The organism is Arthrobacter burdickii (assembly GCF_030433645.1).
Classification (GTDB): Bacteria; Actinomycetota; Actinomycetes; order Actinomycetales; family Micrococcaceae; genus Arthrobacter_D; species Arthrobacter_D burdickii.
Genome location: NZ_JAROCG010000002.1, coordinates 743156 through 761735, shown reverse-complemented (window position 1 = coordinate 761735; position 18580 = coordinate 743156). Strand labels below are relative to the sequence as shown.

Sequence of the window (18580 nt, the reverse complement as noted above, 5' to 3'; positions counted from 1 at the left end):
GCTACCTGCCTGTGAGGTTCCACGCGTCGTTGTCACCGTCATCGCCGCCGTCCGATCTGTCTGCGCCGTCGTAGTAGTCCACGGCCTGCGCCCGGGAGGCGAGGTCGTCGGCGACGAGGTCGATCGGTTCGGAGGCTGCACGGGGCGCGGCCGGAGCCTCGTCGCCGCGCATGGCCGCGAGGACCGGTGCGAGGTCGTCGGGCTTGACGAGCACGTCGCGGGCCTTCGATCCCTCCGAGGGACCGACGACGCCGCGTGACTCGAGGAGGTCCATGAGCCGTCCGGCCTTGGCGAAGCCGACCCTGAGCTTGCGCTGGAGCATCGAGGTGGACCCGAACTGGGTGGTGACCACGAGTTCCGTCGCCTGCAGCAGGACGTCGAGGTCGTCTCCGATGTCGTCGTCGATCTGCTTCTTCGGCGCATCGACCGCGACGTCCTCGCGGTACACGGCCTGCAGCTGGCCCTTCACGTGTTCGACGACGCGGTGGATCTCGGACTCCGTGACCCAGGCACCCTGGACGCGCATGGGCTTCGAGGCACCCATCGGCAGGAAGAGGGCGTCGCCCTGGCCGATCAGCTTCTCCGCCCCCGGCTGGTCGAGGACCACCCGGGAGTCCGTGACGGACGACGTCGCGAACGCCATGCGCGACGGGACGTTCGCCTTGATCAGGCCGGTGACGACGTCGACCGACGGCCGCTGCGTCGCGAGCACCAGGTGGATGCCGGCGGCACGTGCGAGCTGCGTGATCCTCACGATGGAATCCTCGACGTCGCGCGGCGCGACCATCATCAGGTCGGCGAGCTCGTCCACGATGACCAGCAGGTAGGGGTAGGGCCGCACGACCCGCTTGGACCCCTCGGGCGGGACGACCTTGCCGTTGCGGACGGCCTTGTTGAAGTCGTCGATGTGCTTGTACCCGTAGTTCGCGAGGTCGTCGTAGCGCGTGTCCATCTCGCGGACGACCCACTGCAGCGCCTCCGCGGCCTTCTTGGGGTTCGTGATGATCGGCGTGATGAGGTGCGGGACGCCCTCGTACGCGGTGAGTTCCACGCGCTTGGGGTCCACCATGACCATGCGCACCTCGTCGGGTGTGGAGCGCATGAGGATGGACGTGATCATCGAGTTCACGAAGGAGGACTTGCCGGCGCCCGTGGCACCCGCGACGAGCAGGTGCGGCATCTTGGCGAGGTTGGCGACGACGAACCCGCCCTCGACGTCCTTGCCCACGCCCATCACCATCGGGTGGTCCGTCTTGCGGGCGTTGCCGGAGCGCAGCACGTCCCCGAGGGAGACGGTCTCGCGGTCCGTGTTGGGGATCTCGATGCCGATGGCCGACTTGCCCGGGATGGGCGACAGGATGCGCACGTCCGAGCTCGCCACGGCGTAGGAGATGTTCTTCGACAGGGCGGTGACCCGCTCCACCTTCGTGCCGGGAGCCAGCTCGATCTCGTAGCGCGTCACCGTGGGGCCGCGGGAGAACCCGGTGACCTTGGCGTCGACGTTGAACTGGTCGAGCGTGTGCGTCAGCGCGGCCACGACGGCGTCGTTGGCCTCCGACCGCTCCTTCGGCGGCGTGCCGGCGGGCAGGTAGTCCGACGGCGGCAGCGTGTAGGCGACGTCGCCGGCGAGCTGCAGCTGCTCCGTGCGCTGCGGGATCGGCGTGGGCGGCACCTGCGGCTGCACGGGCGTGGAGGGGACGATCAGCGCCTTCGCGGCGGGAACGACGTCGATGGCCTCGGTGGCGCCCTCCGGAGCACGCTCCGGCGCCTCGGGCACGGGCGGGCGGGCAGCCTGTGACCGCTTGAGCTCCTCGGCGGCGAGCTCCTGCTTGGTGGGTCGACGGACGCCCGGGGGGACCGCCGCCTCCGCCTCGCGGGCGCGGCGTTCCTCGTCCTCGATGACGGCGCGCTCGAACGCCTCGTCGCCGACATAGCCGTCCCAATCGGCGTCGTGACCGGCGTCCTGCTCGGCGTCGAAGGGGGCGTCCTGCTTGTCCTTGCCGAAGAGGCGCTTGCGCTTCTTCGGTTCGGGCTTGGCGGTGGCGCCGTGCGTCTCGTAGAGGTAGCTCTGGTCGTGGCCGTCGTCACGACGGTGCCCGGCACCGTCGGGGTCCTGGCCCATGAGGTGCTCGTAGAGGGTGCGGAGACGGCCCGGGATGTGGCGGAAGGGCGTGGCCGTGACGATCAGGAGTCCGAGGAAGATCGCCGTCGCCAGCAGGACCCCGACCGGCCAGGCCGTGAGGACGCTGCTGAGCGGACCGGCCACGAGGAAGCCCGCGACGCCGCCGGCGCGCCACAGCGCGTCCAGCCCGTCCGCGAGGCCCGGCCGGCCGCCCACGAGGTGTGCGATGCCGGAGCCGGCGAAGAGGATCACGAGCTGCCCGATGGCGATCCGGTTGTTGGCCCGGTGGCGCTCCGGGTAGCGGAACAGCCGGACGGCGCCGATACCGAGCAGGAAGGGGACGAGCAGCGCCATCCAGCCGAAGGTCCCGCCGGCGGCGGCGTGGACGATGTCGGCGGCGATGCCGGTCAGCGCCCACCACTCGACGGCCGCGACGGCCAGGGCGACCAGGAGGAGGAAGAAGCCGGAACCGTCCCGGCGGAGCTCGCGCTCCGGGTTGACGTCGTGCCCGAAGGTGCGGACGCCGGAACCGACGACGTGCGCCATGCCCATCCAGACGGCCCGGATGGCCCTCAGCGGAAGGGCCGGGCGGTCCTCCTGCTCCGGTTCCGGCGGGGTGGGGACCGGGCGGGTCTTCGCCGCGGTCCGCGCCGTCCCCTTCGCCGGGGCCTTGCTCCGGGAGGGTCCTGCAGCGGCGGTCGATCCCTTGCTGCGGGTCTGGTGCTGGCCCCGCGGGGCAGGGGACGTTCGAGTGGCCATGGTCCTCACGGTACCCGACGAAGCCCCCCAAACCTCGAATTCCCGCGCGCTGCAGGGCCCGTCAGGGGCAGGCGTGGCCCGCCGGGCCCGACGACGGCGCGGAAGGGCAGGTCAGGCCTCGAGGACGACGGGGATGATCATCGGGCGCCGGCGGTGGCGCCGGTTGACCCAGGTGCCGACGACGCGGCGCACCACCTGCTGCAGCTGGTAGGTGGTGTGGTCCTGGTTGTTCATGACGGCTTCTTCGAGGGCCTCGTTGATCTTCGGCTTGATCTCGTCGAACACGGAGTCGTCCTCCGCGAAACCGCGCGCGTGGATGTCCGGCCCGGACACGATCTTCCCGGTGGTGCGGTTGACGACGGTGATGATCGAGATGAAACCCTCCTCCCCGAGGATCCGGCGGTCCTTGAGGTCCGCGTCCGTGATCTCGCCGACGCTCGATCCGTCCACGTACACGTACCCGCACTCGACGGCGCCCACCACGCGGGCCCTGCCGTCCACGAGGTCGATGACCGAGCCGTCGTCGGTGAGCAGCACGTTCGACGCCGGGACGCCCGTCTGCTGCGCCAGCCTGCCGTTGGCAATGAGGTGCCGCGTCTCGCCGTGCACCGGCATGACGTTCTTCGGCTTCAGGATGTTGTAGCAGTAGAGGAGCTCGCCGGCCGCGGCGTGGCCGGACACGTGCACCTTCGCGTTGCCCTTGTGGATCACGTCGGCGCCGAGCTTCAGGAGCCCGTTGATGACCCGGAAGACGGCGTTCTCGTTGCCGGGGATGAGCGACGACGCGAGGATCACGGTGTCGCCCTTGCCCACGGTGATGCGGTGGTCGCCGTTGGCCATGCGGGACAGTGCCGCCATGGGCTCGCCCTGCGAGCCGGTCGACATGAGGACCACGCGCTCGTCGGGCAGGTCGTCCACGTTCTTGATGTCCACGAGGATGCCGTCGGGCACCTTCAGGTAGCCGAGCCGGGCCGCGATCGCCATGTTGCGCACCATGGACCGCCCGGCGAAGCAGACGAAGCGCCCGTGGGCGTGCGCGGCGTCGAGCACCTGCTGCACGCGGTGCACGTGGGAGGAGAAGGACGCCACGATGATGCGCTTGCGGACCTGCCCGAACAGGTTCTCGAGGACCGGGCCGATCTCGCGCTCCGACGTGGTGAATCCCGGGACGTCGGCGTTGGTCGAGTCCACCATAAACAGGTCGACGCCCTCCTCGCCGAGGCGGGCGAAGGCGCGCAGGTCGGTGATGCGCCCGTCGAGCGGGACCTGGTCCATTTTGAAGTCGCCCGTGTGCAGGACGTTGCCCGCCTCGGTGCGGATGAACACCGCGAGGGCATCGGGGATGGAGTGGTTGACCGCGACGAATTCGCACTCGAAGGGCCCGAACTGCTCGATCTGCCCCTCGGACACCGTGAGGGTGTACGGGCGGATGCGGTGCTCCTGCAGCTTCGCCTCGATGAGCGCGAGCGTCAGCTGGGATCCGATGATGGGGATGTCGCCCTTGAGGCGCAGCAGGTACGGCACCGCCCCGATGTGGTCCTCGTGGCCGTGCGTGAGGACCAGCCCGACGACGTCGTCGAGCCTGTCCTCGATGTAGGAGAAGTCGGGCAGGATCAGGTCCACGCCGGGCTGGGTCTCCTCGGGGAACAGGACGCCGCAGTCGACGATGAGCAGCTTGCCGGAGATCTCGAAGACCGCCATGTTGCGGCCGATCTCCCCGAGTCCGCCGAGCGGCACGATGCGCAGGGTTCCCGGCTCGAGGGCCGGCGGCAGGGCCCGGAGTGCCGGTCCGACGCCGGCCGCGTCGCTCATGCCCGGACGCCCTCGCGGCCGCCGAGCGCGTCGAGGTCCCAGCCGGCCTCGGCCAGGTCGGCGAGGACGGGGGCCAGTTCGCCCTCGTCGGGCTCCACGAGGGGCAGGCGCACGACGGCGTTCGGGATGGCGCCCTGGAGGTGCAGGATGTGCTTGGCGGACACGGCGCCGGGGAGGTGCGTCATGACGGCCCGGATCACCGGGTCGAGGTCGAAGTGGATGCGCCGTGCCTCGTCGAAGTCCCCCGCCGCGGCGGCGTCCACCAGACGGCGGAACGCGGCGGTCGCGACGTGGGCGCTCACGCTGACGACGCCGACGGCCCCAGCTGCCATCCAGGGCAGCGTGAGCCCGTCGTCGCCCGAGTAGACGTCGAGGTCGGTGCCCGCGAGGACCCGGGTGACGGCTGCGAAGTCGGCCTTCGCATCCTTGAGGGCCAGGATGCGGGGGTGTTCGGCGAGGCGGAACATGGTCTCGGTGGTGATGGGGATCGCGGACCGGCCGGGGATGTCGTAGACCATGATCGGCAGGTCGCTGGCCTCGGCGACCGCGGAGAAGTGGGCGAGCACACCCGCCTGGGTCGGCTTGTTGTAATACGGCGTCACAACGAGCTGCGCGTGGGCGCCGGCCCGCTCGGCGCGCCGTGCCATCTCCACGGAGTGCGAGGTGTGGTTCGTCCCCGTGCCGGCGATGACGCGGGCCCTGTCCCCCACGGTCTCCGCGACCACGCGGTAGAGGTCCTCCTTCTCGGAATCCTCCAGCGTGGAGGTCTCCCCCGTGGTGCCCGAGACGACCAGGCCGTCGCAGCCGTCGTCGACGAGCCGTGCGGCGAGGGCGGCGGTGGCATCGAAGTCCACGGAACCGTCGGCGGTGAACGGGGTGACCATGGCGGTCACGAGCGAGCCGAACGGGAGAGTGCGCGAGGGGGTTTCAACCATGGGTAAAACGTTACCCGGTCGGGCAGTGCCCGGTGGGACCGGCGCGTGCGGTTCCACAGGAGCGGCAAAGGTGCCTGTGGGACGATGACCGGATGCACACCAAGCCCTCCCGACGGTTGACCGGGATCGACGCGGCCCGTGGCGTGGCGCTCTTCGGGATGATGAGCACGCACGTCCTCCCGCTCTACACCCCGGGCACCACCGAGGCCACCTGGACGGCCCTGCTCTTCTCCGGCCGCGCGTCGGGCCTGTTCGCCGTGGTCGCCGGCATCGGCCTCGCGCTGCTGACGGGCGGACATGCCCAGCACCGGGACCGGACGCTGTCCGCGGACCGCCGCGGCATCGCGGTCCGTGCGCTGGTCATCGCACTGATCGGGCTCGTCCTCGGCGGCGTCGAGACGAACATCGCCATCATCCTCTTCCACTACGGCGTGCTGTTCCTGGTGGCGCTGCCGTTCACCGGGCTCAGGGTCCGGGCGCTCGCGGCCTGGGCGGCGGGCTGGCTGCTGCTGGCTCCCGTCGCGGCCTACCTGCTGCGCCCGGTCGTGGCTGCGACCGTGGACCCGCCGTCGCTCGGAGCGAATCCGATCTTCGAGCACTTCCTCGAGCCGGGGACGCTCGCCGCGGACGTCTTCCTGACCGGCTACTACCCGGTGCTGCAGTGGCTCGGCTTCCTCCTGGTGGGGATGGTAATCGGCCGGCTCGACCTCTCGCGCCTCGGCACGCAGCTGGCACTCCTGGGGGCGGGGGCCGCCGCGGCGATCGGGGCCAAGCTCCTCAGCGCTCAGCTCCTCGGGCCCGGCGGAGGCCTCGCCGCGCTCCTGCAGACACCCGACGGGAGCCGCTATCCGCTGGAGGCCATGCTCGACGTCGGACTGGCGGGCGTCGACCAGTCGGGGTCCTGGTGGTGGCTGGCCGTCAGTGCCCCCCACTCCGGAACCACCCTCGATCTGGTGCACGTGGCCGGTTCCGCGGCAGCCGTCGTCGGCCTGTGCCTGCTGCTGACACGGCGGTTCCCCGCGGCCCTGCTGCCCCTGTCGGCCCCCGGGGCCATGACCCTGACGCTCTACAGCCTGCACGTCTGCGTCATGAGCTGGGCGGACCAACTGGACCCCCTGCCCGAGCCGCTACAGCTCTTCTGGCTGCAGGTGGTGGGAGCGGTGGCGATCGGCATCCTGTTCCAGCGCGTGGGGTCGCGCGGTCCGCTCGAGCTGATCGCCTCCGGCGCCGCCACGGCGGCCCGCGACGGCCACACCGACGTGCGGCGCTGACCCGGGTCGCGTGCCCGGGGGACGCTCAGCGGGACGTGCCCGCGGGACCCTGCCGGTACAGCTTCCCGGCATCGCGCATCGCCCGCCGGGCACGCTTGCGGTCGCCGGCGGCGTCGTAGGCGTACGAGAGCCGGAACCAGCTGCGCCAGTTGTCGGGGTCGGCCTCCGTCTCGGCCTGGTACGCGGGGAAGGCTTCATCCGCCGCGGACCGCACGATTCGGCCCGAGGGTGTCCTCGGCAGGTCGTCGACGGGCAGCCCGCCCTCGCTCTCCAGCTGCCGGGCCATCCGCTGCGTCTGCGCTCCGAAGAGGAGTTCGCGGATGAGCGCCCAGGCCCCGATGCACGGCAGGAGCAGGTATCCGACCCCGATCGCCTTGGCCACCGGTTCTGGCGCACCGAGGAGCAGAAAACTGCGCTGGAAGGACACGACGAGCCAGAAGACCAGGAGCGCCGTGACGAGCAGGACGCCGAGCTTGACCTTGTGCTGCCGGTAGAACCCGGCCGCCGTCCTCATCGGCCGGTTCCCGGCAGGTCCAGGTAGCCGTCCAGTCCCACCGTCAGGCCGGGATACCGGGCCACCGAACGGATCCCGAGGAGTACGCCGGGCATGAAGGAGGCCCGGTCGAAGGAGTCGTGCCGGATGGTGAGCTGCTCCCCCGGGCTCCCGAGCAGGACCTCCTGGTGGGCCGTGAGCCCGCGGAGGCGCACCGAGTGGACGGGGACGCCGTCGACGCTCGCACCCCTGGCGCCGTCGAGCTGGTCCCGGGTCGCGTCGGGCGCCTCGGCGACGCCGGCCGCGGCGCGGGCGGCGGAGACGAGCTGGGCGGTCCGGACGGCGGTGCCGGACGGCGCGTCCACCTTGTCCGGGTGGTGCAGTTCGATGATCTCGACCGATTCGAAGTAGCGTGCCGCGCTGGCGGCGAAGGCGGTGGCGAGGACCGAGCCGAGCGCGAAGTTGGGGGCGATCAACACTCCGGTACCGGGGCTGGCGGCCAGGAGTTCCCCCAGCCGGTCGAGGCGCTGCGGAGTCCAGCCGGTGGTGCCGACGACGGCATGCATGCCGTGCTCGACAGCGAAGGCCACGTTGTCGAAGGTGGCGTCCGGGACGGTCAGGTCCACGACCACGCGGGCCCCGGCGGACACGAGGGTCTCGAGCGGGTCGCTGCTGCCGAGCGCCGCCACGAGGTCGAGGTCGGCGGCTGCGTCGACGGCCCGGACGGCCTCGGATCCCATGCGCCCCCTGGCGCCCAGTACGGCCACGGGCAGTAGTTCAGTCATGCCGTCCAGCCTACTGTTCGACCCCCGCGCCGACCCATTCCACGGTGCCGTCGGTGAAGAACTGCTCCTTCCAGATGGGGACGCGTTCCTTGACGAGGTCCACGAGGTCCGAGCACGCCCGGAACGCCTCGCCGCGGTGCGCCGCGCCGACGGCGGCGACGAGCGCCTGATCGCCGATCGCGAGGGGTCCGACGCGGTGGGCGACCCAGATCCGGATGCCGTCATGGCGGGAAGCGATCTCCTCGGCCACTTCCCGGATGATGCGCTCGGCGCTCGGATGCGCGGAGTAGGCCAGGGACACCACGTCGCGTCCGCCGTCGTGGTTCCGGACGACGCCGCTGAAGCCGACGATGGCTCCGCAGCGCGGGGAGTCGACGCCTGCGTGCGCCTGGTCGGGCGTGATGGGGGTGTCCGCGACGGCTGCGTGGACGACTTCACCGGTGGTCATGGGAGCCCTCCAGCTGGGAGCAGATGTGGTCGATGAGGGGTGAGAGCACGGCGAGTCCGTCGCGGACGCCTCCGGGCGAACCCGGGAGGTTGACCACGAAGGTCGAGCCGGCCGTGCCGGCGAGGCCGCGGCTGAGGACGGCGGTCGGGACCTTCTCGGAGCCCGCGCGGCGGATCGACTCCATGATGCCCGGGAGGCTGCGTGAGAGATAGGGCACGGTCTGTTCCGGCGTGGTGTCGTCGGGACTCAGCCCCGTCCCCCCGCTCGTGATGAGCACCGCCGGCCGGGACTCCAGGGCGGCGCCGATCGCCGTTCCCACGGCATCGCCGTCGGGAACCACGACGGCGTCGGCGACGGCGAAGCCGTGCTGGTAGAGCCAGTCCGCGATGGCGGGCCCGCACTCGTCCTCGTAGGTGCCGGCGGCGGCGCGGGTGGAGGCGATGACCACGGCGGCGGGGCGGAGGGTTGTCATACGCTCCAGTCTCCACTCTTGCCGCCGGACTTCGATACCACGCGCGTGCCGTTGATGACGGCGCGCTTGTCCACGGCCTTGATCATGTCGTAGAGGGTCAGCGCCGCGACGGACGCCGCTGTCAGGGCCTCCATCTCGACGCCGGTCAGCGCGGTGGTCTTGACGAGGGCGACGATCCGGACGGTGCCGCCGTCGGGTTCGAAGTCCACCGTCACCTTGGCGAGCGGGAGGGGGTGGCACAGCGGGATGAGCGTGGAGGTCTGCTTCGCGGCCAGAATGCCCGCGATCCGCGCGACGGCGAGGGCGTCGCCCTTGGGCAGGCTGCCCTCGGTGATGAGGGCGACGACGTCGGGCGTGGTCTCGAGGGTCGATTCCGCCACGGCCTGGCGGGTGGTGGCCTGCTTGCCGGAGACGTCGACCATGTGGGCCGTGCCGTCCGCGCGGACGTGGGACAGGCCCTCGGCGGAGGATGGGTTCACGATGGGATCCTTTCTGCGGGGTCCATTCAATCAGGAACTGGCAGCCCGGTGACGGGCACGTCCTGGGCGGCGAAGGGATCTTGCGGTACCGGCCCGATGAGCGTGACCTCGACGGAGTCCCCCTCCGCCAGCGACCCGACACCCTCCGGCAGGTGGACCAGGCAGTTGGACGCCGCGAGGGCGTGCAGCAGGTGGGAGCCCGGGCCGCCCACCAGCGCGACCTCGCCGTTCCGGTAGAGGCCGCGCCGGACCTGGTGCTTGGCCTCCGGGCTCCGGACGTCCTCGACCAGGACGGCGTCGAGGACGAGGCGGGGGGCCGGGGACCCGGCCACCCGGGAGAGAGCCGGGCGGAGGAACATCTCGAAGGAGACCAGGGCGCTCACCGGGTTGCCGGGGAACCCGAGGAACGGCACGCCGGAGATGGTGCCGCAGGCCTGCGGCCCGCCGGGCTGCAGGGCGACCGAGGAGAACTCCACGCTGCTGCCTGTCAGGGCCTGCTTCACCACCTCGTACGCTCCCTGGCTGATCCCGCCCGTGCTGAGCACGAGGTCGGTGCTGCCGGACGGGATGGCGGCGAACGCGTCCCGGAGGACGGCGGGGTCGTCGCCGAGGAGGCGGTGGCGGGTGACGTCGGCCCCCGCATCACGCAGGGCTGCCTCGAGCAGCGTGGTGTTGGCGTCGTAGATGGTGCCCGGAGCGAGCGGGGCGCCGGGCTCGGCGACCTCGTCACCCGTGGAGAGGAGCAGCACGCGGAAGCGCGGGCGGACCGGGACTCTGCCCACACCGCAGCCCGCGAGCAGCCCCAGCTGCGCCGGCCCGAGGAACGTCCCCGCCGGGAGTGCGGTCTCGCCCTCGGGGATGTCGCTGCCGGCCCGGCGCACGAACAGTCCCGCCTCGACGCCGCGGGGAAGTGTCACGGTCGCGCCGCCCGCGCGCTCTGCGGCGGAGTAGAACCGGGGAGGATCCGCGCGTTCGATGGGAACGACGGCGGCAGCACCGGGAGGCAGCATCGCGCCCGTCATGATCGGCGCTGCCGTGCCGCGCTCCAGGGCGGGCGGTACGGACCCCGCGGGGATGGCCTCCGCCACCACCAGCGCGCACGGGTCGGCGAGGTCGGCGGCGTGGACCGCGTACCCGTCCATCTGCGAGTTGTCGAACGGCGGCAGGCTCACCGGCGCACGCACGTCCTCGGCCAGGGTGCGGCCGAGCGCGTCGGCGAGAGGGAGCACCTCCGGGCGGCCGGCGTCGTACCCGCTGCGCAGGAGCCCGGCGACGGCGGCCTGGTGTTCGGCGACGGTTCTTCTCATTCCTGCCTTTCGGGCATCGGCCGGGGCTCGTCACGCGCTGCCGGGCGGTCCTGCACGTCGTCGCGCACATCGTCGTCCGGGTGCGCCGGGCCCAGGAAGGTCCGGGGTGGCCTAGGTCACCGTGAACGTTACCGTGTGCAGTCCCTCGGCGCCGTCCGGGGCAGGGTCCACGACGGCGTCGGACTGCACCCCGCCCTTCCGGTCCGTGGCGCGGGCCTGCACGGTGTGCCGGCCGGCGCCCAACTGCAGGGTCGCGCTGTACTGGCACCAGGTGTCGGCGGAGATGGGCCTGGCGAGGGTGGCTCGCTGCCACGGGCCGCCGTCGACCCGCACCTCGACGGCCCCGATGCCCCGCTGTTGCGCCCAGGCGACTCCCCCGACGACCACGTCGCCGGCGGGAACGCTCGCGCTCGCCCGCGGGACGTCGATGCGGGACGAGGTCTTCACGGGGCCCCGCTCGGACCAGCCGCGCGTGGACCAGTACGCAGTGTCGTCGGCGAAGCGGGTCACCTTGAGCTCCTCCACCCATTTGGTCGCGGACACGAAGCCGTAGAGGCCCGGGACCACGAGCCGGACCGGGAAGCCGTGCTCGATCGGCAGGGGCTCTCCGTTCATGCCGACCGCGAGGAGGGCGTCCCGCCCGTCCGTCAGGGCTTCGAGCGGTGTGCCCGCGGTGAAGCCGTCCACGCTCCGCGAGAGGACCATGTCCGCTTCGGGGCGTACTCCTGCCCGTGCGAGGAGCTCCCGGACCGGAAAGCCGAGCCAGCGCGCGGTGCCCGTGAGGTCCCCGCCCACGGGGTTGGACACGCAGGCGAGCGTGACATGGCGCTCGATCAGGGGCAGTGCGAGCAGCTCGTCGAACGTGATCACGACCTCGCGCTCCACGAGCCCCGTGACCTTCAGGGACCAGCGTGCCGGGTCCACGACGGGCACCACGAGGGCCGTGTCGATGCGGTAGAAGTCGTCGGAGGCCGTCACGAGGTCGCTCAGCCCGTCGATGCCGAGGTCCGCTCCCTCCGGTACGAATGACCCCTCCGGTGGTGGGACGGCGGCCTCCGTGGGCGCAGGAAGGGCGATCGAGGAGCGCTGCACCGTGACGGTGGACTGCGACGAGCGCACGGCTGTCGCGGCGGCCCCCGTGGCGGCTGCGACGACGGCGGCGCCGCCGGCTCCCTGCAGGAACCGGCGGCGGGCCGGGGAGGAGTTTCCGTGGTCGGTTCCCGCGCCGGTGTCGCTCCGGGCCCACGCGCGGAGCGCCCGCACCAGGGCGCCCAGGACGAGCACCGCCACCACCGCGGCGACGACCGGCCCTGCGAAGGACACGAGGGAGGACTGCGGCCGCGATGCCACCGCGACCACGCCGACGACTCCGAACCCGATGACGATCGCCCGTCCCGCGAAGGCGCGGCGGTACTCGAGCACGCCAGCGGCGACGGCGATCCCGGCGATGAGGACGGCGATCGTGGCCAGCAGGACGGCCTTGTCCGCGGTTCCGAACCAGGCGATGGCCCAGTCCTTCACCCCCGGGGGCAGGAGATCGATCACGGACGAGCCGACCGCGCTGACCGGGGTGACGGAGGGGCTCAGGGCGGCTGCCGCCAGTTCTCCGGCGATCACGCCCAGGCCCACCGCGAGGGCTCCTGAGGCCGCAGCCCATGTCCGCCGCCGCATTCTTCCTGCCTTCCGTCCGGGCCCCGTCGACGGCACGCTACCGGGCAGGGACAGTTCACCCGTTACACGAGCGCCGAAGCACCCCGGTTCCCCGGCCGGGCTCGGCGCAGCACCGGGCCCCTACCATGTCCGTCCCTGCCCTATCCGTCCCTACCGTGTCCGGGCGGGCTGCGGAAGACGGTGCCGTCCAGGGCCACAGCTAGGGCCGCCGGCCGCGGAGGGCGTACGCTCGTTGCATGGGAATCCAACTGGGAATGCCGGGACCCGCCCGCGGGGCTCAGGCCTCCGGCCTCCTGGACGCCCACGGCAGGCAGGCGACGGACATGCGCCTGTCGCTCACAGACAAGTGCAACCTGCGCTGCACCTACTGCATGCCCGCAGAGGGCCTCAACTGGCTCCAGAAGGACCAGGTCCTGTCCCGTGCCGAGATCGTGCGCCTGGTCCGCATCGGCGTCGACGAGCTCGGGATCCGGGAGCTGCGGCTCACGGGCGGGGAACCGCTGGTCCGGGCCGACCTGCTCGAGATCATCCGGGACATCCGCGCCGCCCACCCCGAGCTGCCCATCTCGATGACGACCAACGCGCTGGGCCTCGACCGCCGCGCTGTCCAGCTGAAGGAGGCTGGGCTCACGCGCATCAATGTCTCCATGGATTCGCTGCACCCCGGGACCTTCGCCCAGCTGACCCGCCGGCCGTTCCTCGACCGCGTGCTGCGCGGCATCGAGGCGGCCGCCGACGCCGGCCTCGGGCTCGTCAAGATCAACGCGGTGCTGATGCGCGGCATCAACGACCACGAAGCGCCCGACCTCGTGGAGTGGGCGGTGGCGCGGGGCTTCGAACTGCGGTTCATCGAGCAGATGCCCCTGGACGCCGATCACGGCTGGACCAGGGAGGGCATGGTGACGGCCGCCGAGATGCGCGCACTCGTCGAGACCCGCTTCGTCCTGACCCCTGATCCCCGCAACCGCGACGGCGCCCCCGCGGAACGGTGGGAGGTACGGGCCAGGTCCGCCCCCGACGTCGTCCTCGGCACGGTGGGCATCATCGCATCGGTGACCGAGCCGTTCTGCGCGGACTGCCGCCGCACGCGCGTCACGGCGGAGGGCAAGGTCATGAGCTGCCTGTTCTCGCGCGAGGAGACGGACCTGAGGGACCTGCTGCGGTCCGATGCGGGAGACGCGGCCGTAGCCCAGCGCTGGCGCGACGCCATGTGGCTCAAGCCCCGGGCCCATGGCATGGACCACACGGGCCTCGGCGCCGTGGACTTCGTCCAGCCGGACCGATCGATGAGTGCCATCGGTGGCTGATGTGCTCGTGAGGTACTTCGGAGCGGCCAAGGCCGCCTCGGGCGTCGATGAGGAACGCCTGCCGGGCGGGCGCACCCTCGCCGTCGTGCTCGCCGACCTGCGGGAACGTCCGGCCGTGCCGGGCGGGCCGTCGCTCGCGAAGGTCCTGGACCGCAGCAGCTTCCTGCTGAACGAGATCGCGCTCCGCGACCCCTCGACCGTCCTGCGCGACGGCGACGTGCTGGACATCCTCCCGCCCTTCGCCGGGGGTTAGAGCCGGTCCACGACCGGTCGGTCCGCCCTAGCGAGTGAAGTCGGCGTCGGAGTCGAACGGTCCGACGACGACAGTGGTCCGCGGAGCGGCCGCGAGCTCCTGCGCCAGCGCCTGGACCTCCTCGGCCGTCACGGAGCGGATGCGGTCGAGGGAGGCGTCCATGTCGACGAACTCGCCGGACACCAGCTCCGACCGGCCCAGCCGCGACATGCGGGAGCTGCTGTCCTCCAGTGCCATGACGAGCCCGCCGGAGAGCTGCCCGATCGCCTTGCGCAGTTCCTCGGCGTCGATGCCGCCCGCTGCCAGCCGGTCGAGTTCCGCGCCGAGGAGGTCGATGACCTGCCCCGTCTTGGCCGGCGAGCACCCCGCGTACATCCCGAAGTAGCCTGCGTCGGCGTAGGCGGCGGAGAAGGAGTAGGTGGAGTACACGAGGCCGCGCTTCTCGCGGACCTCCTGGAACAGGCGGGAGGACATGCCGCCGCCCAGGACAGCGTTCAGGACGCTCATGGCGAAGCGGCGCTCGTCGGTCGCGGTGAGGGACGGGCAGCCGATGAGGATGTTCGACTGCTCCACGGCCCTGCGGATCACGTGCACGCCCGTCGCCCCCTGGACCGGGACCTCGGTGGCAGCACGGCGGGGAACGGGCAGGGCCCCCTCCTCCAGCGCCCACCCGGCGGACACGAGGGCTTCCTGCACGAGCCGGCAGACCACGTCGTGGTCCAGCCCGCCGGCCGCGGTCACGACCAGTTCCGCGGGCGTGTAGTACCGCCGGTAGTGGGCGAGGACGGAGTCCCGGGGTACGGCCCGGATGGCCTCGGGGGTACCGCCGATCGGGCGTCCGAGCGGGTGGTCCCCCAGCACCAGCTCGACGAACTTCTCGTGGGCGACATCGGCGGGGTCGTCGCTGTCCATCGCGATCTCCTCGAGGATCACGTCCCGCTCCTGCTCGAGTTCGTCGGGGTCGAGGACCGCGGAGGTGACCATGTCCGCGATGACGTCGATGGCCATCGGCAGGTCGGAGTCGAGCACCCTCGCGTAGTAGCAGGTGTTCTCCTTCGCCGTCGCGGCGTTGGACTCGCCGCCGACCTCGTCGAAGGCGGACGCGATGTCCATGGCGCTGCGGCGCTCGGTGCCCTTGAACAGCAGGTGCTCGAGGAAATGGGTGGAGCCGTGCTGGCCCTCCGCCTCGTCCCGTGAGCCGACGCCGACCCAGAACCCGATCGTCGCCGAACGCTGCCCGGGCATCGCCTCGGTCAGCACGCGCACACCGCCGGGGAGGACACTGCGCCGGACCACATTGCCGCCCGGATCCCCGGCCACGAAGGTGGGATCGGAGCCGTTGCTGCCGGGACGGGGCGTCGGCAGCAGGGGCAGGGACACTATGGAGGACAGGGGCATCCTGGTCTTTCTGGTCGGTCGGGGGAAGTGCAGACGGCCCCGGCACCGACCGAATCGATTCGGTCGGCGCCGGGGCCGCGGTCGCTCAGGACGAGCGGGACGGACTAGGCGTCGCTCTCTGCGACCTCGGGCAGCTCGATGCCGGCGTCCTCGGACGGCTCGGAGGCGTCCTCGGCGACGACGGGCGAGAGCGAGAGCTTTCCGCGGTCATCGATCTTCGTGATCTCGACCTGGACCTTCTGGCCCACGGAGACGATCTCGTCGACGTTGTCGACACGCTTGCCACCGGCGAGCTTGCGCAGCTCGGAGATGTGCAGCAGGCCGTCCTTGCCCGGGGTCAGCGAGACGAAGGCGCCGAAGGTCGTGGTCTTGACGACCGTGCCCAGGTAGCGCTCACCGATCTCGGGGACCTGCGGGTTGGCGATGGCGTTGACCGCCGCGCGCGCAGCCTCGGCCGACTCGCCGTTCGTGGCGCCGATCAGCACGGTGCCGTCGTCCTCGATCGAGATGTCGGCTCCGGTGTCCTCCTGGATCTGGTTGATCATCTTGCCCTTGGGGCCGATGACCTCGCCGATCTTGTCCACGGGGATCTTGACCGAGATGATCCGCGGTGCGAACTCGGAGAGCTCGTCCGGGGTGTCGATCGCGGCCTGCAGGACGCCGAGGATGTGCAGGCGTGCTTCGCGGGCCTGCTTCAGCGCGGCAGCGAGCACCGAGGCGGGGATGCCGTCGAGCTTGGTGTCGAGCTGGATCGCCGTGACGAACTCCGACGTACCGGCGACCTTGAAGTCCATGTCACCGAACGCGTCTTCGGCGCCGAGGATGTCGGTCAGTGCCGCGTAGCGCGTCTGGCCGTCGACGACGTCGGACACGAGGCCCATGGCGATACCGGCGACGGGCGCGCGGAGTGGCACACCGGCGTTGAGCAGGGACAGCGTCGAGGCGCAGACCGAGCCCATCGACGTCGAACCGTTCGAGCCGAGGGCCTCGGACACCTGGCGGATCGCGTAGGGGAACTCCTCGCGGCTCGGCAGGACGGGCACGAGGGCGCGCTCTGCCAGTGCTCCGTGGCCGATCTCGCGGCGCTTCGGCGAACCGACGCGGCCGGTCTCACCGGTGGAGTACGGCGGGAAGTTGTAGTTGTGCATGTAGCGCTTGCGCGTGACGGGCGACAGCGAGTCGATCTGCTGCTCCATCTTGAGCATGTTCAGCGTGGTGACACCCATGATCTGGGTCTCGCCGCGCTCGAAGATCGCTGAACCGTGCACGCGCGGCAGGACCTCGACCTCGGCGGTGAGCTTGCGGATATCGCTCAGGCCACGGCCGTCGATGCGGACCTGGTCCTTGAGGATGCGCTGGCGCACGACGGCCTTGGTGAGCGAGCGGAACGCTGCGGACAGCTCGTTCTCGCGTCCCTCGAACTGGCTGCCGAGGGCGTCCATGAGCTCGGACTTGAGGGCGTCGGTGGCGCTTCCGCGCTCCTGCTTGTCCGCGATCTGGAAGACCTGGGACAGCTTCTCCGCGCCGGCCGACTCGATGGCGGCGTAGACGTCGTCCTGGTAGTCGAGGAAGACGGGGAACTCGACGGTCGGCTTGGCGGCGCGCCCGGCGAGGTCGGCCTGCGCCTCGCACAGGGCACGGATGAACGGCTTGGCGGCCTCGAGGCCGTCGGCCACGACCTCCTCCGTGGGAGCGGTCGCGCCGTTCTCCTTGATCAGGTTCCACGAGTTGTCGGTGGCCTCGGCCTCGACCATCATGATCGCGACGTCGTCCCCGGCGATGCGCCCGGCGACCACCATGTCGAAGACGGAGTTCTCGAGCTCCGAGTGCTTCGGGAAGGCGATCCACTGGTCGTTGCCACTGCCGTCCGAGACGAGGGCCACGCGGACGCCGCCGATCGGTCCGGAGAAGGGCAGGCCGGACAGCTGCGTCGACATGGACGCGGCGTTGATGGCCACGACGTCGTAGCGGACGTCAGGGTTGATCGCGAGGACGGTCACGACGACCTGGACCTCGTTGCGCAGGCCCTTGACGAACGCGGGGCGGAGGGGACGGTCCATCAGGCGGCAGGCCAGGATGGCCTCCGTGGAGGGACGGCCCTCGCGGCGGAAGAACGAGCCCGGGATGCGGCCCGCGGCGTACATGCGCTCTTCGACGTCGACCGTCAGCGGGAAGAAGTCGAAGCCTTCGCGGGGGGACTTGCCCGCCGTGGTGGCCGAGAGCAGTGCGGTGTCCTCGTCGATGTAGACCATGGCGGAGCCGGCGGCCTGCTGGGCGAGGCGTCCGGTCTCGAACCGGACCGTGCGTGTTCCGAAGCGACCGTTGTCGATCACTGCTTCGGCGAACTGAATTTCGGGACCCTCCAAGAGAGTCACCTCCGTTTCCTGGTATCGGAGGCAATCGGCACCCGACGTGGCTCCGCCCCTCATGGGCGGCCCACAGCACCCGGTCTTCGATCGAGATCCACGGAACGCGGGTGCGCTCCGGAGACCACTACCGAGGACCGCGAATGCGCGGTGCCGGTTGACTCCTGTTGTGCGGTGGTCCTGCTGGTGCAGGTCGTGCTGATACTGCCGGCTGCGGACACGGGGTCCGCCCGCCTGGTGCTCCGGTGTCCGGAGCCGGGCCGCGGCGGAGGGGCCCGTACTTCTTATCTAGCAGAGAAGGCGGCTCCCTCTCCAGGGGAGAAGATGCCGCCTTCCGATGCTACTTGATGCTACTTATCGACGCAGACCCAGGCGCTCGATGAGCGAACGGTAACGCGCGATGTCGGTGTCCCGCAGGTAGTCCAGCAGGCGACGGCGGCGACCGACGAGAAGAAGCAGGCCACGACGCGTGTGGTGGTCGTGCTTGTGCATCTTCAGGTGCTCGGTCAGGTCGAGGATACGACGGGAAAGCATCGCGATCTGAACCTCGGGTGAACCGGTGTCACCTTCGGCCAGGGCGTATTCCTTGATGATTTCCTGCTTGATGGCGGCGTCAAGGGCCACGAGTAACTCCTAGAGTTGTACCGTGAACAAGTGCTGAGCGTCGTTTGCACGACGTCACAGAAAAATCCAGCCACCACG

At 71.0% G+C, this 18580-nt stretch carries 16 protein-coding genes; 3 read left to right on the top strand and 13 right to left on the bottom strand.

What is annotated here, in order from left to right:
• Position 1: 1 nt before the first annotated feature.
• The 3 genes from P5G52_RS17950 to dapA form a co-directional block, all read right to left on the bottom strand.
• Positions 2-2881 carry an FtsK/SpoIIIE family DNA translocase gene (locus P5G52_RS17950; RefSeq protein WP_301230049.1) on the bottom strand — a complete coding sequence of 960 codons (2880 nt, stop codon included), beginning with the start codon at positions 2879-2881 and terminating at the stop codon, positions 2-4.
• 111 nt (positions 2882-2992) lie between these two features.
• The gene (locus P5G52_RS17945; protein ID WP_301230047.1) at positions 2993-4693 is read right to left on the bottom strand and encodes a ribonuclease J; all 1701 of its coding nucleotides are present in this window, start codon (positions 4691-4693) and stop codon (positions 2993-2995) included.
• Complete coding sequence (dapA, locus tag P5G52_RS17940) at positions 4690-5628, bottom strand: 4-hydroxy-tetrahydrodipicolinate synthase (protein ID WP_301230045.1); 939 nt, start codon at positions 5626-5628, stop codon at positions 4690-4692. Before dapA ends, P5G52_RS17945 begins: the two co-directional genes overlap by 4 nt.
• 92 nt (positions 5629-5720) lie before the next feature.
• Between dapA and P5G52_RS17935 the strand changes: the two genes are divergently transcribed.
• On the top strand, positions 5721-6899 hold the full coding sequence (locus P5G52_RS17935) for a heparan-alpha-glucosaminide N-acetyltransferase domain-containing protein (protein WP_301230043.1): 1179 nt from the start codon (positions 5721-5723) through the stop codon (positions 6897-6899).
• A gap of 25 nt (positions 6900-6924) precedes the next feature.
• Here the strand turns inward: P5G52_RS17935 and P5G52_RS17930 are convergent, their stop codons facing one another.
• The 7 genes from P5G52_RS17930 to P5G52_RS17900 all read right to left on the bottom strand — a co-directional run bounded on the left by P5G52_RS17930 (position 6925) and on the right by P5G52_RS17900 (position 12554).
• Positions 6925-7413, bottom strand: coding sequence for a tetratricopeptide repeat protein (locus P5G52_RS17930; RefSeq protein ID WP_301230041.1), 489 nt, complete (start codon positions 7411-7413; stop codon positions 6925-6927).
• On the bottom strand, positions 7410-8177 hold the full coding sequence (dapB, locus tag P5G52_RS17925) for a 4-hydroxy-tetrahydrodipicolinate reductase (protein WP_301230039.1): 768 nt from the start codon (positions 8175-8177) through the stop codon (positions 7410-7412). The genes P5G52_RS17930 and dapB overlap by 4 nt, the downstream gene beginning before the upstream one ends.
• Positions 8178-8187: 10 nt before the next feature.
• Positions 8188-8625, bottom strand: a complete 438-nt coding sequence (locus tag P5G52_RS17920; RefSeq protein ID WP_301230037.1) for a molybdenum cofactor biosynthesis protein MoaE — start codon at positions 8623-8625, stop codon at positions 8188-8190.
• On the bottom strand, positions 8612-9097 hold the full coding sequence (locus P5G52_RS17915) for a MogA/MoaB family molybdenum cofactor biosynthesis protein (protein ID WP_301230035.1): 486 nt from the start codon (positions 9095-9097) through the stop codon (positions 8612-8614). The genes P5G52_RS17920 and P5G52_RS17915 overlap by 14 nt, the downstream gene beginning before the upstream one ends.
• On the bottom strand, positions 9094-9579 hold the full coding sequence (gene moaC, locus P5G52_RS17910) for a cyclic pyranopterin monophosphate synthase MoaC (protein ID WP_435868727.1): 486 nt from the start codon (positions 9577-9579) through the stop codon (positions 9094-9096). Before moaC ends, P5G52_RS17915 begins: the two co-directional genes overlap by 4 nt.
• A 23-nt stretch (positions 9580-9602) precedes the next feature.
• Positions 9603-10883, bottom strand: a complete 1281-nt coding sequence (locus tag P5G52_RS17905; RefSeq protein WP_301230031.1) for a molybdopterin molybdotransferase MoeA — start codon at positions 10881-10883, stop codon at positions 9603-9605.
• Between the two features lie 111 nt (positions 10884-10994).
• Complete coding sequence (locus P5G52_RS17900) at positions 10995-12554, bottom strand: molybdopterin-dependent oxidoreductase (RefSeq protein WP_301230029.1); 1560 nt, start codon at positions 12552-12554, stop codon at positions 10995-10997.
• Positions 12555-12790: 236 nt separating this feature from the next.
• Here P5G52_RS17900 and moaA point away from each other — a divergent pair, with 236 nt between their 5' ends.
• Both moaA and P5G52_RS17890 read left to right on the top strand, forming a co-directional pair.
• The gene (moaA, locus tag P5G52_RS17895) at positions 12791-13861 is read left to right on the top strand and encodes a GTP 3',8-cyclase MoaA (protein ID WP_301230027.1); all 1071 of its coding nucleotides are present in this window, start codon (positions 12791-12793) and stop codon (positions 13859-13861) included.
• 1 nt (position 13862) lies between these two features.
• Positions 13863-14114 (top strand): MoaD/ThiS family protein, encoded by a 252-nt coding sequence (locus P5G52_RS17890; RefSeq protein WP_301230227.1) that lies wholly within the window; start codon positions 13863-13865, stop codon positions 14112-14114.
• Positions 14115-14141: 27 nt separating this feature from the next.
• On the opposite strand, the gene P5G52_RS17885 is transcribed toward P5G52_RS17890, so the two are convergent.
• The 3 genes from P5G52_RS17885 to rpsO all read right to left on the bottom strand — a co-directional run bounded on the left by P5G52_RS17885 (position 14142) and on the right by rpsO (position 18502).
• Positions 14142-15512, bottom strand: a complete 1371-nt coding sequence (locus P5G52_RS17885) for a M16 family metallopeptidase (protein ID WP_301230025.1) — start codon at positions 15510-15512, stop codon at positions 14142-14144.
• A gap of 104 nt (positions 15513-15616) precedes the next feature.
• A complete protein-coding gene (locus P5G52_RS17880; protein WP_301230225.1) occupies positions 15617-17878 on the bottom strand; it encodes a polyribonucleotide nucleotidyltransferase in 2262 nt (753 codons plus the stop codon).
• Between the two features lie 354 nt (positions 17879-18232).
• A complete protein-coding gene (gene rpsO / locus P5G52_RS17875) occupies positions 18233-18502 on the bottom strand; it encodes a 30S ribosomal protein S15 (protein ID WP_301230023.1) in 270 nt (89 codons plus the stop codon).
• Positions 18503-18580 lie beyond the last annotated feature (78 nt).

Coding starts and splice junctions, on each gene's coding strand:
- P5G52_RS17950 (WP_301230049.1), bottom strand. CDS start 2,881: ATGGCCACTCGAACGTCCCCTGCCCCGCGGGGCCAGCACCAGACCCGC.
- P5G52_RS17945 (WP_301230047.1), bottom strand. CDS start 4,693: ATGAGCGACGCGGCCGGCGTCGGACCGGCACTCCGGGCCCTGCCGCCG.
- dapA (WP_301230045.1), bottom strand. CDS start 5,628: ATGGTTGAAACCCCCTCGCGCACTCTCCCGTTCGGCTCGCTCGTGACC.
- P5G52_RS17935 (WP_301230043.1), top strand. CDS start 5,721: ATGCACACCAAGCCCTCCCGACGGTTGACCGGGATCGACGCGGCCCGT.
- P5G52_RS17930 (WP_301230041.1), bottom strand. CDS start 7,413: ATGAGGACGGCGGCCGGGTTCTACCGGCAGCACAAGGTCAAGCTCGGC.
- dapB (WP_301230039.1), bottom strand. CDS start 8,177: ATGACTGAACTACTGCCCGTGGCCGTACTGGGCGCCAGGGGGCGCATG.
- P5G52_RS17920 (WP_301230037.1), bottom strand. CDS start 8,625: ATGACCACCGGTGAAGTCGTCCACGCAGCCGTCGCGGACACCCCCATC.
- P5G52_RS17915 (WP_301230035.1), bottom strand. CDS start 9,097: ATGACAACCCTCCGCCCCGCCGCCGTGGTCATCGCCTCCACCCGCGCC.
- P5G52_RS17905 (WP_301230031.1), bottom strand. CDS start 10,883: ATGAGAAGAACCGTCGCCGAACACCAGGCCGCCGTCGCCGGGCTCCTG.
- P5G52_RS17900 (WP_301230029.1), bottom strand. CDS start 12,554: ATGCGGCGGCGGACATGGGCTGCGGCCTCAGGAGCCCTCGCGGTGGGC.
- moaA (WP_301230027.1), top strand. CDS start 12,791: ATGGGAATCCAACTGGGAATGCCGGGACCCGCCCGCGGGGCTCAGGCC.
- P5G52_RS17885 (WP_301230025.1), bottom strand. CDS start 15,512: ATGCCCCTGTCCTCCATAGTGTCCCTGCCCCTGCTGCCGACGCCCCGT.